This window comes from Sphingomonas sp. QA11, from assembly GCF_028473665.1.
In the GTDB taxonomy this organism is placed as follows: Bacteria; Pseudomonadota; Alphaproteobacteria; order Sphingomonadales; family Sphingomonadaceae; genus Sphingomonas; species Sphingomonas phytovorans.
Genome location: NZ_CP098774.1, coordinates 3,691,080 through 3,704,766, shown reverse-complemented (window position 1 = coordinate 3,704,766; position 13,687 = coordinate 3,691,080). Strand labels below are relative to the sequence as shown.

Here is a 13,687-nt window from a genome sequence, read left to right as displayed (position 1 = left end):
GGCGGACATGCCGTCTCGCAGCTCACGCCAGGCAGAGCGTCCACGCCGCCCGCAATGTTCGGGCAATCCGTGGCCGTCAGCGTGGCAGCCAAAAAGACGGACGAGGAATTCTCATTGCGGATATTGTTGGTCGAGGATGATCCGGAAATGGCAATGGCGCTTCGGTGCACGCTTCAGCGCGACGACATGATCGTCGATCTCGCGCCGCGGCTGCGCTGCGCCGAGGCGTCGCTCGCCATGGCCTGTTACGACGCGGTGCTGCTCGACCGGAGCCTGCCTGACGGCGACGGGCTCGCCCTGCTCGGCCCGTTGCGCCAGGCCGGGCGCGGCACGCCGGTGATCGTGCTCACCGCGAAGGGGGACCTGGCCGACCGGATCGACGGGCTCGATGCCGGCGCCGACGATTACATGGCGAAGCCGTTCGCCACGGAGGAGCTGCTTGCCCGGCTGCGCGCGATCAGCCGGCGGCCGTCCGACCTGTCGCCCTCGACGGTCACCGCCGGCCGGCTGGTCTTTGATTTCCGGGAACGGGTCGCGAGCATCGGTGGCGTCCCGCTCGTCCTGCCGCGCCGGGAGCTGCTGCTGCTCGAGGCGCTGGTGCGGCGTCTTGGCAGGACGGTCCAGCGCGGCTTCATCGAGGACGCGGTCTATGGTTTCGACGACGAGGTCCATTCCAATTCGCTCGATGCCCATGTGTCGCGGCTGCGGCGCAAGCTGGTCGAGGGCGATGCCGGCGTGGAGATCCACGCCATTCGCGGCGTCGGCTATCTGCTGAAACAGGCCTGATGCGCGCGCGCGCCGGCCCGTCGCTGCGCGCGCAATTCCGCTGGCGGCTGGTGACTCTCCAGGCGCTGATCCTGGCCGCCGTCGTCGCGCTGCTGGTCGCCGGGCTGTTGGCCCGGGGCGCGTTCGACCTGTACGAGCCCGGCGACGATGTCATCGCCGCCGTGCGCGAGGCGGCGGTGCGCGCGCCGGGGGGCGGGATCGCGCTGCGGCGCACGCCGGCGCTGGCGTCGCTCGAGGCCGGCGTGCCCGATCTGTGGTTCACCGTGAAGGATCGTGCGGGCCACCGCCTGTCGCACGGCGCGGTGCCGGGCGAATTCGCCGGGATCGGCGCCGCGCTCGACCGGGTGGGGCAGGCGCGGCTCGGCTGGAACCTCGGCGATCCGCCCCGGCCGACCGCGCGTATCCAGTGGATCCATAGCCCGGCCGGCGCGCTCCAGGTGATGACCGGGCCCGGCCTTCATGCTCCCTGGTACCGGCTGGTCGGCTCCGCGCTGCTGCTTGTCCTGCTCTTCCTCCTGCCGATCCTGGCGATGATGGGGCTCGCCACCTGGCTCGTCACGCCGGTCGTGGTGCGTTCGGCGCTGGCGGGGCTCGACGGCGCGATCGGCGAGGCGGAGCGGATCGATATCGAGCGGCGCGGCGCGCGGCTGCCCGTCGAGACGGTCCCGCGCGAGGTCAGGCCGCTGGTCGATGCGGTCAACGCGACCCTGGCGCGGCTCGACGAGGGGCATGAACGGCACCGGCGCTTCCTGGCCGATGCGGCGCACGAACTGCGCACGCCGATCGCGATCCTCACCACGCGGCTCGGGCTGCTGCCCGACGATCCGGTCAGGGCGCGGCTGGTGGAGGATGCCGGGCGGTTGGCCAACCTCGCCGACCAGCTGCTCGATCTCGAGCGGCTCAGGCGGCAGGGGCGGGCCGACATGGCCCCGCTCGACCTGGTCGCGCTGGCGCGCGACGTCGCCGCCGATCTCGCGCCGATGGCGATCGGGGCCGGCTATACGCTCGGGCTCGAGACGGCCGGCGGCCCGGTGGAGGCGCTGGCCGACCGCTCGTCGCTCGAACGCGCGCTGATCAACCTCGTCCAGAATGCGATCGGCCATGGCGGGCGGCGCGGCGCGATCGTCGTTCGGGTCGGCCCCGGCACCGCCATCGAGGTGCGGGACGAAGGGCCCGGCATCCCCGAGGCCGAGCGGTCGCGGATGTTCGAGCCCTTCCGCCGCCTCGGCGCCGGGGGCGATGGTGCCGGGCTCGGCCTGAATCTCGCGGGGGAGATCGTCGCGCTGCATGGCGGCCGGATCGTCGCGCTCGACAGCCCGGGCGGCGGCCTGTGCATGCGGATCGAACTGCCCGGGCCTGGCGCCGGGAGGCGCGGCGGATGACCGTCACGCAAGGTTCGCGCAATCCTGGCCGCCTACGCCGCTCCGTCCGCATGGCGCGGATCGGAGGAATGTGGATGCCGGGAGCGATTCCGTCGGGGTGGAATGCAAGGCGCGCGGCGCGGGGTGTCGCCGAGACGGTGCGCTTCCTGCGGGCGCTGGTGGCGCGGCCGTCGCAGGTGGGGGCGATCCTGCCATCGGGGCAGGCGCTGGCGCGGCTGATCACCAGCGGAGTCGAACCCGGCGCGGGCGTGATCGAGCTCGGGCCGGGCACCGGCGTGTTCACCCGGGCGCTGCTGGCGCGCGGCGTGCGGGAGCGCGACCTGACCCTGATCGAATCCGATCCCCTGTTCGGCCGGGCGCTGCGCGGGGCCTTTCCCGAGGCACGGCTGCTGGCGCTGGACGCCGACCGGCTGGGCGGATTCGCGTTGCCGGACGCCATGCCGGTGGGCGCGGTGATCAGCGGGCTGCCGCTGCTGAACATGCCGCGGCGCAAGGTCTTCGCGATCATGCGCGGGGCGTTCGTGCATCTCGGCGCTGGCGGGGCGCTGTACCAGTTCACTTATGGGCGGCACTGCCCGGTGCCGCGGCCGATCCTCGACCGGCTCGGGCTGAAGGCGGTGGTGGTTGGCCGCGCGGTGCTGAACGTGCCGCCGGCGACCGTCTATCGCATCTCGCGCCGCGCCCCTCTTCGCGCCGGGCGTCACCAAGCTGTCAGGATTCTGACACGTGGCGCGGCCTAGCATCGGCCGGCCAGGCAACGAGTCGCCTGGTGTGGAGAAAATACATGGGTATTCTGGATTTTGCTGAAGAAGCCGCCGGCGCCTTCGCCGGGGACAAGGCGCTCGAAGCCGTCGATCCCAATGCGGGGCTGCTCGCCAAGGCGGCCGCCGCCGTTGCCGGATTCGAGGGCGTCAAGGCAGTGAAGGAGCATTTCGCCGAGGGCGAGGCCCAGCCGGCCGACGACAGCGAGGCGCCGCCAAGCGACGACGACAGCGGCAACTGACGTCCGGGCGCCCGGCTCTCTCAGGCAAGGGCCGGGCGTCGCGCTTTCAGTGCCTGCCCGTATGCGTCCCCATAGCGTCATCGCTACCTGTCTTTCCCGCGCTGGTTCCTGCCCCTCCAGGGCAGTCAGAGCCCCACCGCGCAGCTCCCCTCGCCGGGCGCGCACATCGACCATCCGCCCCCCATCGCCTGGTAGAGCTGGATCCGCGCCGACAGGGCGTCGGTACGGACCTGGACCAGCGCCAGTTGCGCGCCGAGCAGGCCGCGCTGCGCATCGAGCTGTTCGAGATAGGGCGAATAGCCCTCGCGGTAGCGATTGGTCGCCAGCCTCAGCCCTTCTGCCAGCGCGTCGCGCTGGCGCTGTGCCGAGGCAGCCTGTTCGTCGAGCCGCGCGGCCGCGGCCAGCGCGTCCTCGACCTCGCGGAACGCCGTCAGCGCGGCGCGGCGATAGGCGAAGGCGGCCTGGTCGCGCTGCGCGCCGGCTGCTTCAGCCTGCGCGGTCAGCCGCCCGCCCTGGAACAGGGGTGCGAGGATACTGGCGCCAAGCGACCAGATCGTGATCGGGTCCTGCAGCACCGTCGAAAACGCGGCGCCCGCGGCGGCGGTGAGTTGCACTTGCGGCAGGAAGCGCTTGCGCGCCGCGGCCAGCGATTTGTCGCTCGCCGCGAGCTGATATTCGGCCTGGGCCACATCGGGGCGGCGGCGCAGCAATTCCGAGGGCAGGCCGGCGGGGATGGCGGGCTCGGCCAGCCGGTCAAGCGCAAGACCCCGCGCGACCGCCTGCGGGGTTTCGCCGGTCAGCGCGCTGAGCGAGTCCTCGGTCCGGGCGATGCCGAGCTCGATCTGGGGGATGATCTGCGCTGTCGCTTCATATTCGGCTTCGGCCTGCTGCAACTCGAGCTTGGGGGAATAGCCGTGGCTGACGCGCGACCGGGCGATGCGCAGCGAATCCGATCGCGCCGCGAGGGTTGAGCGGGCGACCTCAAGCCGGGCGTCGAGGCCGCGCAGGGTGACATAGCCGTTCGCCGTCGCACCGGCGACAGAAAGCCGGACGGCGTCGCGCGCCGCCTCGCTTGCCAGATAGGCAACGCGCGCGGCGGAGTGTTGATCGGCGAGGCGGCCGAACAGGTCGATCTCGTAGCTGGCCTCTATCTGTGGCTGCAGCGCGGTCTGGTTCAGCGGCAGGCCAAAGGCGTTGACCGAGCGCGAGGGGCCGCCGCCGATGCCGGCATCGAGCGTAGGGAGCAGCCGCGACCGGGCCAGCGCGATGTTGGCCCGCGCCTCGCGCACGCGGCCGGCGGCGATGGCGATGTCGGGGTTGTTGGCCAGCGCCTTTTCGACCAGCGCGGTCAGCGCCGGATCGCCGAACGCCTGCCACCAGGCGCGGTCGAGCGGCGCGACGGGCCCGGCATCGGTGCGCCAGGCGGGCGGCGGCGAGACGGGGGCGATCCGGGCAATCTCCACCGCCGGGCCGGCGCAGGATGCGAGCAGCAGCAGCGCCGTGCAGGATGTCGCCCGGATCACGGGCGCTTCCCGCCGCGCGTGTCGATGCTGAGCTCGACCGACATGCCGGGGCGAAGCCGCGCGGCGAGCGGCTGGCCAGGATCGATCGCCACGCGCACCGCGATGCGCTGCGCCACCTTCACGAAATTGCCGGTCGCATTGTCGGATTTCAGCACCGCGAACTCGGATCCGGCGGCGGGGGACATGTTCTCGACATGGCCGGTCAGCGCCGCGCTGCCCAGTGCGTCGACCTTGAAGCGTGCGTGCTGGCCGATCGCCATGTCGCGCGTCTGCGCTTCCTTGTAGTTGGCGACGACCCACACAGTGTGCGGCACGAGGAACAGCAATTGAGTGCCGGCGGTGACATAGGCGCCGCGGCGCACGCCGATTTCGGAAAGCTGGCCTGCCTCGGGCGCGCGGATGATGGTGTTGTCGAGATCGATCTGGGCGAGGCGGAGCTGCGCCCTGGCCGACTCCACCGCCGCCTCGAGTCCCGCGCGGCCGACCAGCACGGTGCGGACGTCCTGCGTGCCGATCGAGCGGCTCGCCTGGGCCTGGCGCACACCTGCCTCGGCGGCGAGCAGGGTGGCGCGGGTCTGGTCGAATTCGCGGGTCGAGATCGATCCGTCGGCGACCAGCGCATGGGCGCGTTTCATGTCGGCCTGGGCGCGGACGAGCTGAGCACTGGCATTGGCGATGCCGGCGTCCTGGCTCTGGATCGCGACCTCGCGCGAGCGTTGCGCCTGGCTCGAATTGGCGAGGGCTGCCTGTTGCGCGGCGACGTTCGCTTCGGCTTGGGCGACCCGGGCGCGATAGATCCGGTCGTCGATCGTCGCGAGGACCTGGCCTGCCTTCACCTCGGCGAAGTCCTGCACCGGAACGTCGGTGACATAGCCGCTGACCTGCGGGCTGATGATCGTCACCCGGCCGCGGACATAGGCATTGTCGGTCCGTTCGGTCCAGCCGGCGAACGGGGGCAGGCGCCATGCATAGAGGATGGCGAGGATGGCGCAGAGCGCCAGCACGACGATCAGGAAGACCGTCGGGGGTGTCTTGACCGCGGGGCGCCAGCCGGGAGGCGAATCGATCTGGCGTTCGATTTCCGGCGCTTCGGGCGTTGCCTCGTTGGTTTCGCTCATCTCATTGGCCCTCTTGCGCCTGTGTCTTTTGCATTGCCTGTTGCAGCAGGATGATGGGTGATTGTTCGCCCCGCCGGCGGATCGACCAGCGGATTGCATAGCCCCACAAGGCGACGAGGATAGCGAGCACGCCGACCAGCAGGAACACGTCGTTATAGGCGAGGATGTTCGCCTCGCGCGCGACCTGCTGCGCCAGGATCGCCGCGCCCTCCGCGCTGCGCAGCGCCGGATCGCCGACCACGCCCGCCACAGCGCCGCCGCCAGCCCGCAGCCGCGCGGCGACCAGCGGATCAGTCATCACGATATGCTGGACCAGGGCGTGCGAATGGAATTTCTCCCGGATCACCTGGAAGGTGCCGAGCAGCGCATTGCCGATCAGACCGCCCATGCTCTGGCTGATGCTGAACAGCACGACGAAGCTGACGAAGTTCCGCCCGCCGGCGAGCAGGGTCCGCGCGATGCCGATCACCATCGCCTGCGCCAGGAACAGCAGCGAGGCGAAGCCGATAATCGCCTGGCTGAGATAGAAGCTGCTCGGGCGCGTGAGGTTGGTGGCATCGGCATCCATGAACGACCCGATTACGATCAGCACCACGGCGATGGTGATCGGACGGGCGACGTTGTTGGGGCGGAACGTGAGGACCGCGGTGGCGAGGCCGGCGATCGAGGCGAGCACGATGATGATATTGAGGACGACCATCTGGTCGTTGATCATGCCGAGCACGGTCAACAGCCCGACCGATCCGAACGCCTGTTCCGACAGGAGGATCCGGACCGACGCCGCGACCGCCATCAGCCGCAGGACTTCCCTCGTGGCGAGCCAGCGGGTGTTGATCAGCGGGTTGGCGCGGCGATGCTCCACGATCAGCGCAGCCGCGATCAGCGCGATGCTGGCGGCGAGCGCCCAGCCCATCCAGGGCTGGTCGGTCCACCATTCGATCCGCCCCTCGGACAGCACCGCGATCATCAGCCAGAGGCCAGGCGCGAGCAGGCCGAAGGTGAGGAAATCGAGCGGCTCGAACACCTCCTCGCGCTCGCTTGGCGGCAGCGGCACCATCATCACCGCCACCAGCGAGGCCAGCGCCAGCCCCATTTCGAACCAGTAGAGATTGTGCCAGTCGCCCCATTCGAGCAGCCTTGGCGAGAAGACCCGCGCCAGCGGCGAGGCGAGTTGCGGGATGCTGATGCCCATCATCACGCCGGCGAGCCGTTTTGCCGGGGGCATGGCCTGCATGAGATAGAGGAGCGTCAGGGTGGAAAGGCCGCTTGCCGCGATCCCGCTCATCGCGCGCACCGCCACCGACGTCCAGAAATCATGAACGAAGAGATGAAGCAGCGTCGTCGCGGCATAAGCGCCGAGGGTGTAGCGGATGAACGGCTGCAACCCGAATTGCTGGCGGTATTTCACCAGCAGCAGGTTGGCCGTCACATTGGTCATGAAATAGGCGGCGGTGAGCCAGGCGCTCTCGTTGCTGTTGAGGCCGAGCGTGCCCTGCGCGAAGTTCAGATTGACCGTCACCAGCGCGTTGCCGAGGCCGCCGGTAACGCCGATGAGGCACCCGATCAGGAAATAGAAGAAACGGCGGCGCGCAGGGTGATCGGGATTGGCCGGCGACCCCGGCATCGTCGGCTTTTCGTGCGGCTTGAAGACGTATTCCGCCACGCTCCTGCCTTCCTTGCCCTCGCGTTCCCCCGACTCGATCCGGACGATCAGCGGGCGAGCCACGGAAAAGGGCTTAGGTGGCCGACATTGCCGCCGTCAATCGAGAGCAGCGATGCGAGATGGCGTTCAGCTTGCCGCCTGGCGCATGGCGCGCTGGGTAAGGGCGGTGTCGCCGCCGACGGCCGCGACGATGTCGAGCGTGCCGCCATCGCCGGCACGGGCCAGCAGGACGACATAGTCCCCGGTGTGGAGGCCGGTGTCGATCGAGACCCTGGCAAGCGTCGGGCGGGCGTCAAGCACGGTCGCCGGATCGGCCGGGGCCGAAGGGGCTGTCGGCCTCTTCGCGTCGCGCTCGGCCTTTACCACGCCCTTGATGCCGCCCTCGAAGCCTTCGAGGAACTCGGTCAGCGCACCGGCGGGCACGCCGGCGCGGCGGGCATGGGACAGCACGGCGGCATATTCGGTCAGCCGCGTCTTGTCGTAATCCGCACCGAAGACGAGCTTCACGACCGGTGTCATCGGCGCGCGGAGTTGCACGGCGATGCCGGCATGGTCGAGCAGCGCCTGGTAGGAGACGGGATCGGCGTCGGCGGCGGCGGCGAAATCATGCGCGCGGGCAAGCGCGCGGTAGAGCGTGCTGCGCGTGCGCGTGTCGGCCGCGCGCACCGCGGCGGCGGTTTGCTGCGCAAGCATCAGCTGGTCGGTGAGGCTGCCGGTGGGTGGCGACGTGCCGATGCCCTGGATCGGCGGCGCCTCCTCCGCGGCGTCCTCGATCCCTGCGCTCGGGCCGTCGGCCCAGGCCGGGGCTGATGCCGCCGGCTTGGGCGCGGCGCGGCGCGACGCATCGACCTCGGCATCCAGCTTCGCCTGGGTCTCGGCGTCGACCAGTTCCTTCCAGTTGATCACGCCATAGATATAGTCGATCGAATCCTCGTCCGAGGAAAAGGGCATCAGGATGCCGCGATACATGGTGTTGTGGCCGCGCGTGTTGACGAATTCGGCCTCGAAGCCGATCGGCGCCCGATTCGCGATGATCTGCAGATAATGGTCGGTCAGACGCGACAGCAGCGAGCGGCTGGGCACCTGGGCGATGTGGGTGACGCTGTGATCAAGCGCGCATTCCTCGCGGAGCAGCCGGCCGAGATACGGGATCGCCGGATCCTCGATCCCGTTCGAGAAATCGAGCAGCACGCTGTGCGGGCCGAAATCGGCGATATTGGCCGGATCGAGATCCTCGATCGACGGGTAGGCGCGACCGCGCAGCAGCGAGACCCAGTGGTTATAGGCGCGGACATGCATGCGGCGCTCATCGGTGCCGATGTCGAGGCGCGGCTCGTCGACGCCGCTCGCGCCGGTATCGTGATCGTGATCCACCCGATCCTCTTCGAAACCGCGGACGTTATCCATGCAGAAAGCTACCCTCAAGGGCCTGGATCAGCCCGCTGTCCCGCCCTTCTGCGCCGCGCGTGGTAAACGTTGCGTAAAGGGGGCGCTTGCAGTCTGAGCGCTTGTCAGCCGGCGAGACAGGTGATAAGCGCCGCCCCCTCGCGAAAGCCCGTCCACGGGCCGCACGGGGGATATGCCGCTTTAGCTCAGTTGGTAGAGCATCGCATTCGTAATGCGGGGGTCACAGGTTCGAGTCCTGTAAGCGGCACCAGTCCATAACGCGGATGCCCCAGGAAGCCCTAGAAATCTGCGGTAAAATGGCTCGCGTCGGTCCGCGAAATCTCAATATGTTACGTGATGGTCCACTCGAAGTGGACCACGAAGAAGCCGTGAAGCGTGGTCCACCATGCTTGCGATCGTGCAGAGTCGCGCATCGAACGCCACCGACCAGAACGAGATCGGTGGGCCGTCCGAAGAACTCACTTCCGCCGCGCCTATCGATATTGATATCGCAGGGTAAACATCGCGCTTCGCGGCGCTCCAAAAGCGACCTGATTGTAGAAACCGATCTGAGAATAATATTTCTTGTCGAACAAATTGCTGATGTTGGCCTGCACTGAAATCCCGTTGCGAAGCTGATAGCGCGCCATCAGGTTCACGAGCGCGTAGGGCTCGACCTTCAGGCGCTCGGGATTCTTCGTGACGGGATTGGTGGTGTCGGTATAGCTCAACCCTTCCCAGTTCACGCCGCCGCCGACGGTGAGGCCATCCAGCCCACCGCCGAAGCGATAGGTCGAGAAGATCCGCAGCAATTGCTGCGCGAACAGCGTGTTGATGCGGGCGCCGCCGGCATCCTTCGCCCAGAACTGGGTGTAGTTGCCGCTCAGGGCCCAGCCGGGCAGCACTTCGCCATTGGCCTCGATCTCGAAACCGTCGCTCCGTGCGCCGCGTGCCGCGCGATAGGCCTGGTTGATCGTGCCGGGGACGAGATAGCCCGTATCGACCTGCGCGAGATTGTCCTGCTCGATGTGGAAGACTGACACCGCGGTGTTGAGCCCACCGTGGAAGAAGCTGCTTTTCAGGCCGCCTTCGTAATTGACGCCGTTGATCGGCGGCAGAAAGGCGCCGTTGCGATCCTGGCTGTTCTGCGGGAGGAATATCTTGGTGTAGCTGGCGTACAGCGTCTGTCCCGGGAGGACATCGTAGAGCACGCCGGCATAAGGCAGGAGGCGATTGCGATCGCCGAAATCGGCAGAGCTGCCGTACGCTACGCCAGTGCGCTCCCACGAACTCAGACGGCCGCCCGCGATCACCTTCAGGTGATCGGTCAGCGACAGCCGCGTCGCGCCGAAATAGCCCCATTGTTTCGTGCGCCACTGAACGTCGTGTGTCCCGACGCTGCCCCATGCCGGCTCGGGATAGGAGCCGTCCCATTGGAAGAAATTGCCGATGGGCGGGAGCTTCGAATAATCGGGCGCGAAGCCGTAGAAATCGAGCGCTTGCCGGGCGAAGCTCGTGCCAAGGATCAACTCGTGTTCACGGCCGAAAAGGTGATATTTTCCGGTTAGCCGCGCGCCGATGTCGATCTGGCGAAGGTTGCTCTGATAATTTGCGGGCGACGGGCCGAGACCAAGGCCCGTGGCCTTGTCCACCTGACCGTAGAGATAGAGCAACTGCATGTCGCCCCGGTTGCGCGAATAGCTGCCATAGAGACGCAGGTTCCAGTCGTCTCCGATCTGCTGATTGAAATTGGCGAAATAGGTCTGGTTGGTGGATGCCCAGCGCGTCCAGTCGGCACCGATCGTCTTGGATCGCGACCAGTCGGTGCGCGTGCCGTCCGTATACCAGACCGGCAGGCCGCCCCATTGAGTCCCACGCGGGCTGTTGTCCTGATAGCTGGCCCCGACGCTCAGTTTCGTGGTGTTGGAAAGATCGGCGTCGATCACGCCGTACAGGACGAGCTTCCTGTTATGGAGCAGGTCGATGTAGGAATCGCCGTCTTCATATTTGGCCACCACGCGCGCCCGCACATTGCCATCCGACGTGATCGGCGTCGACACGTCGAGCATGCCGAAATAGCGGTTCCAGTTGCCGCCGGACACGGTTGCCGTAGCGGTGAAACTACGGCTGTCAGCATGTTTGCGGATAAGGTTGATCGAGGCGGAGGGGTTGCCCGCGCCGGTCAGCAAGCCGGTCGCGCCCCGCACGATCTCGACCCGCTCATATAGCGCTACATCGATTTCGGACTCGCCGGCGCTGTAGCCGGCGTCCCACTGCAGCGGAACACCGTCGATCTGATAGTTGTCGATGGAGAAGCCGCGCGCGGAAAAGCCGTTGCGTGCGTTGTCAAAGGCCTTGGACGAGACGCCGGCGGCGTTGTTCGCGACATCGCTCAGGGTGCGGATACCCTGATCTTCCAGGCGCTGTGCGGTCATGACGGTGACGGATTGCGGCGTTTCCTGAATGGAAAGGCCGAGACCGGTCGCGGAATCCAGCTTGGCATTCGTCGTATAGGAACCGGTGACGACGATGTCGCCGCTGTCGTCCCGCGCCTGATCCGCTTTAGCCTGCTGCTCGCCCTTCTGTGGCGCACCGTCTTTCGACTGAGCGAAAGCGGGCGCGTTCACAAGGACGGTAGAAAGAGCGATCGCCGAACTGAGGACGCGCGCTTTCGCGCCGGAAATCCGGGGTCGATACAAATCCAAGGTCAATCCCCCAACTATGTACTATTGCGATGCATTTGCAATAAGGAGAGCTGCTACGGGTGTCAACGGCGGCATGACCTGCCATCGCGGTTGGGCCTGGCGCTTCCTTCGGGGTCCAGATCCACGGGGATATCGCCGACCCGCGAGGGTTTGACACGGCGAGCGTATGGTTCAAGAATCGCGGCGCCGTGACGACATCGTTTGTGCATCGAGTGCCAAATCAGACGTCCCCCGTTCGTGCCGATTACAGATCGAGCAGGTGCAGCCATATCCAGAGCTTGTCTCTCGATATGCCATCTCGACAAGCTCGGCGGCTACTCGGGACGAACGGATCGAATATTACGCGCGACGATCTGGATCCGGAACCGGTCGATATCGTCCGCCATCGTCGCGGCGCCTCGATCCTGGCCTGGCGGCGGACATGCCGCTGCGTGGTCCCCGAGATTCGGGCGCTGGTGGCGGCGCATCCCGCCACCGCGCATCCCGTCCGGGTCGGCGATCGTCTGGATATCCCGGAGACCGCCAGCTTCAAGCCGCTTGCTGCTCCGGCTGGTACTGCCTGACCAGGGAGAACAGGTCGCGCGGGTCGCTCGGCTTGACGATCAGGTCAAGCCGGCGCAGGTCTTCGCGCCCTTCGATCAGCGCGTGGACATAGGAGAGGGCGGAGAAGTCCTCGATCCCGAAGCCGACCGAGTCGAAGATGGTGATCTCGTCGTCGGCGCTGCGGCCAACCGCCTTGCCGGCGATCACACGCCAGATCTCGGTTACCGGGAAATCGGCCGGCATCTGCTGGATCTCGCCTTCGATCCGGGTCTGCTCGGGATATTCGACGAAGACACTCCCTCGCGAGAGGATGGCGGGGGCCAGTTCGGTCTTGCCGGGGCAATCGCCGCCCACGGCGTTGATGTGGATGCCCGCGCCGACCATGTTGTCGGACAGGATCGTTGCCTTGGCCTTGTCGGCGGTGACCGTTGTGACGATGTCCGCGCCAAGCAACGCCTCGGGTGCCGAGCTGGCGGCGACGACCTGGAAACCGAGTGTGGCCATATTGGCGCGGAACTTGGCGATGGCGGCTGGATCAGTGTCCCATATCCGCAGCCGATCGATGCCGAGCAGCGCGCGGAAGCCGAGCGCCTGGAATTCTGACTGGGCGCCGAGGCCGATCACCGCCATCGTGCGGCTGCCGGGCCGGGCTAGATAGCGCGCCGCCAGCGCCGAGGTTGCGGCGGTACGCAGCGCGGTGAGCAGGGTCATCTCGCTCAGCAGTACCGGATAGCCGGTATCGACATCGGCCAGCACGCCGAACGCCGCGACGGTTTGCAGGCCCAGCCGCGTGTTTTTCGGGTGGCCGTTGACGTATTTGAAGCTGAAGCGGCGCCGGTCGGCGGCTGGCATCAGCTCGATCACGCCATCGGGCGAGTGGCTGGCATAGCGCGGCGCCTTGTCGAACTCTTCCCAGCGGCGGAAATCGCTTTCGAGGCGATCGGCGATGCCCTGGATGAACGGCTCCATACCAATTGATGCGACCAGCCTGCACAGATCCTCCACGCCGACATAGACCGTCATGCTGCTCACCCTTCCTGTTCGCGTTTCAGGGAAGCTAGTTCGACACCTTGTCAGGAAAAATTGGAAGAATGCGTGGTAGATGGGTAAATGCTTAGCAAAATGCCAGGCAGTGTTAAGCGATTTGTATGATCCTTCTCGACTCGCTCGATCGCCAGCTCATTTCGCTGCTCAGGGCTGACAGCCGAGCGCCGATCTCGCGACTGGCGACTGCCCTCAAGGTGTCGCGCGCCACAGTGCAGGCGCGGCTCGATCGGCTGCTGGAATCGGGCGCGATCCTGGGCTTCACGGTGCGGGCGGAAGAGCGCGGCGCGGGCGAGGGGGTGCGCGCGATCACGCTGATCGAAGTGGCCGGCGCCTCGACCAGCGCGGTGATTCGGTCGCTGCGCGGCCTGCCCGAGATCACCGCGCTGCACACGACCAACGGGGCCTGGGACCTAGTCGCCGAGGTGCATGCGGAGTCGCTGGGCGATCTCGACCGGATCCTGCGCGAGATGCGCACGGTGGAAGGCGTGCTCAACAGCGAGACGAGCATCCTGCTCCGCTCGGTGCAATAGG

General features: G+C 67.4%; 12 protein-coding genes and 1 tRNA gene. 7 read left to right on the top strand and 6 right to left on the bottom strand.

Annotated elements, in window-relative coordinates:
* Positions 1-114 precede the first annotated feature (114 nt).
* Genes NDN01_RS17090 through NDN01_RS17075 form a run of 4 tightly spaced genes read left to right on the top strand, consistent with a single transcriptional unit; the run spans position 115 to position 3,171 of the window.
* The gene (locus NDN01_RS17090) at positions 115-786 is read left to right on the top strand and encodes a response regulator (protein ID WP_272622952.1); all 672 of its coding nucleotides are present in this window, start codon (positions 115-117) and stop codon (positions 784-786) included.
* The gene (locus NDN01_RS17085; protein ID WP_272622951.1) at positions 786-2,168 is read left to right on the top strand and encodes a sensor histidine kinase; all 1,383 of its coding nucleotides are present in this window, start codon (positions 786-788) and stop codon (positions 2,166-2,168) included. Before NDN01_RS17090 ends, NDN01_RS17085 begins: the two co-directional genes overlap by 1 nt.
* 50 nt (positions 2,169-2,218) lie before the next feature.
* Positions 2,219-2,908: a class I SAM-dependent methyltransferase gene (locus tag NDN01_RS17080; protein ID WP_272622950.1), complete on the top strand. Its 690-nt coding sequence runs from the start codon at positions 2,219-2,221 to the stop codon at positions 2,906-2,908.
* 44 nt (positions 2,909-2,952) lie between these two features.
* Positions 2,953-3,171: a hypothetical protein gene (locus tag NDN01_RS17075; RefSeq protein WP_272622949.1), complete on the top strand. Its 219-nt coding sequence runs from the start codon at positions 2,953-2,955 to the stop codon at positions 3,169-3,171.
* Positions 3,172-3,296: 125 nt separating this feature from the next.
* Here the strand turns inward: NDN01_RS17075 and NDN01_RS17070 are convergent, their stop codons facing one another.
* The 4 genes from NDN01_RS17070 to NDN01_RS17055 all read right to left on the bottom strand — a co-directional run bounded on the left by NDN01_RS17070 (position 3,297) and on the right by NDN01_RS17055 (position 8,882).
* Positions 3,297-4,694, bottom strand: a complete 1,398-nt coding sequence (locus NDN01_RS17070) for an efflux transporter outer membrane subunit (RefSeq protein WP_272622948.1) — start codon at positions 4,692-4,694, stop codon at positions 3,297-3,299.
* Positions 4,691-5,812, bottom strand: a complete 1,122-nt coding sequence (locus NDN01_RS17065) for an HlyD family secretion protein (protein ID WP_272622947.1) — start codon at positions 5,810-5,812, stop codon at positions 4,691-4,693. The genes NDN01_RS17070 and NDN01_RS17065 overlap by 4 nt, the downstream gene beginning before the upstream one ends.
* A 1-nt stretch (position 5,813) precedes the next feature.
* Positions 5,814-7,538: an MFS transporter gene (locus tag NDN01_RS17060; protein ID WP_272622946.1), complete on the bottom strand. Its 1,725-nt coding sequence runs from the start codon at positions 7,536-7,538 to the stop codon at positions 5,814-5,816.
* 63 nt (positions 7,539-7,601) lie between these two features.
* Positions 7,602-8,882 carry a PAS domain-containing protein gene (locus tag NDN01_RS17055; protein ID WP_272622945.1) on the bottom strand — a complete coding sequence of 427 codons (1,281 nt, stop codon included), beginning with the start codon at positions 8,880-8,882 and terminating at the stop codon, positions 7,602-7,604.
* Between the two features lie 174 nt (positions 8,883-9,056).
* Here NDN01_RS17055 and NDN01_RS17050 point away from each other — a divergent pair.
* A tRNA-Thr gene (locus NDN01_RS17050) sits at positions 9,057-9,132 on the top strand.
* A 223-nt stretch (positions 9,133-9,355) separates the two neighbouring features.
* On the opposite strand, the gene NDN01_RS17045 is transcribed toward NDN01_RS17050, so the two are convergent.
* Positions 9,356-11,488, bottom strand: a complete 2,133-nt coding sequence (locus NDN01_RS17045) for a TonB-dependent siderophore receptor (RefSeq protein ID WP_272622944.1) — start codon at positions 11,486-11,488, stop codon at positions 9,356-9,358.
* Positions 11,489-11,856: 368 nt separating this feature from the next.
* Here NDN01_RS17045 and NDN01_RS17040 point away from each other — a divergent pair, with 368 nt between their 5' ends.
* On the top strand, positions 11,857-12,129 hold the full coding sequence (locus NDN01_RS17040; protein ID WP_272622943.1) for a hypothetical protein: 273 nt from the start codon (positions 11,857-11,859) through the stop codon (positions 12,127-12,129).
* Here the strand turns inward: NDN01_RS17040 and NDN01_RS17035 are convergent.
* Complete coding sequence (locus tag NDN01_RS17035; RefSeq protein ID WP_272628281.1) at positions 12,095-13,132, bottom strand: ornithine cyclodeaminase; 1,038 nt, start codon at positions 13,130-13,132, stop codon at positions 12,095-12,097. The two genes, NDN01_RS17040 and NDN01_RS17035, sit on opposite strands and share 35 nt — an antisense overlap.
* 125 nt (positions 13,133-13,257) lie before the next feature.
* On the opposite strand from NDN01_RS17035, the gene NDN01_RS17030 reads away from it, so the two are divergent.
* A complete protein-coding gene (locus tag NDN01_RS17030) occupies positions 13,258-13,686 on the top strand; it encodes an Lrp/AsnC family transcriptional regulator (RefSeq protein ID WP_272622942.1) in 429 nt (142 codons plus the stop codon).
* The last annotated feature ends 1 nt before the right edge of the window (position 13,687 follow it).

Excerpts from the sequence above, each read along its gene's own strand:
- NDN01_RS17085 (WP_272622951.1), top strand. The coding sequence starts at position 786 with ATGCGCGCGCGCGCCGGCCCGTCGCTGCGCGCGCAATTCCGCTGGCGG.
- NDN01_RS17080 (WP_272622950.1), top strand. The coding sequence starts at position 2,219 with ATGGCGCGGATCGGAGGAATGTGGATGCCGGGAGCGATTCCGTCGGGG.
- NDN01_RS17075 (WP_272622949.1), top strand. The coding sequence starts at position 2,953 with ATGGGTATTCTGGATTTTGCTGAAGAAGCCGCCGGCGCCTTCGCCGGG.
- NDN01_RS17065 (WP_272622947.1), bottom strand. The coding sequence starts at position 5,812 with ATGAGCGAAACCAACGAGGCAACGCCCGAAGCGCCGGAAATCGAACGC.
- NDN01_RS17055 (WP_272622945.1), bottom strand. The coding sequence starts at position 8,882 with ATGGATAACGTCCGCGGTTTCGAAGAGGATCGGGTGGATCACGATCAC.
- NDN01_RS17040 (WP_272622943.1), top strand. The coding sequence starts at position 11,857 with ATGCCATCTCGACAAGCTCGGCGGCTACTCGGGACGAACGGATCGAAT.
- NDN01_RS17035 (WP_272628281.1), bottom strand. The coding sequence starts at position 13,132 with ATGACGGTCTATGTCGGCGTGGAGGATCTGTGCAGGCTGGTCGCATCA.
- NDN01_RS17030 (WP_272622942.1), top strand. The coding sequence starts at position 13,258 with ATGATCCTTCTCGACTCGCTCGATCGCCAGCTCATTTCGCTGCTCAGG.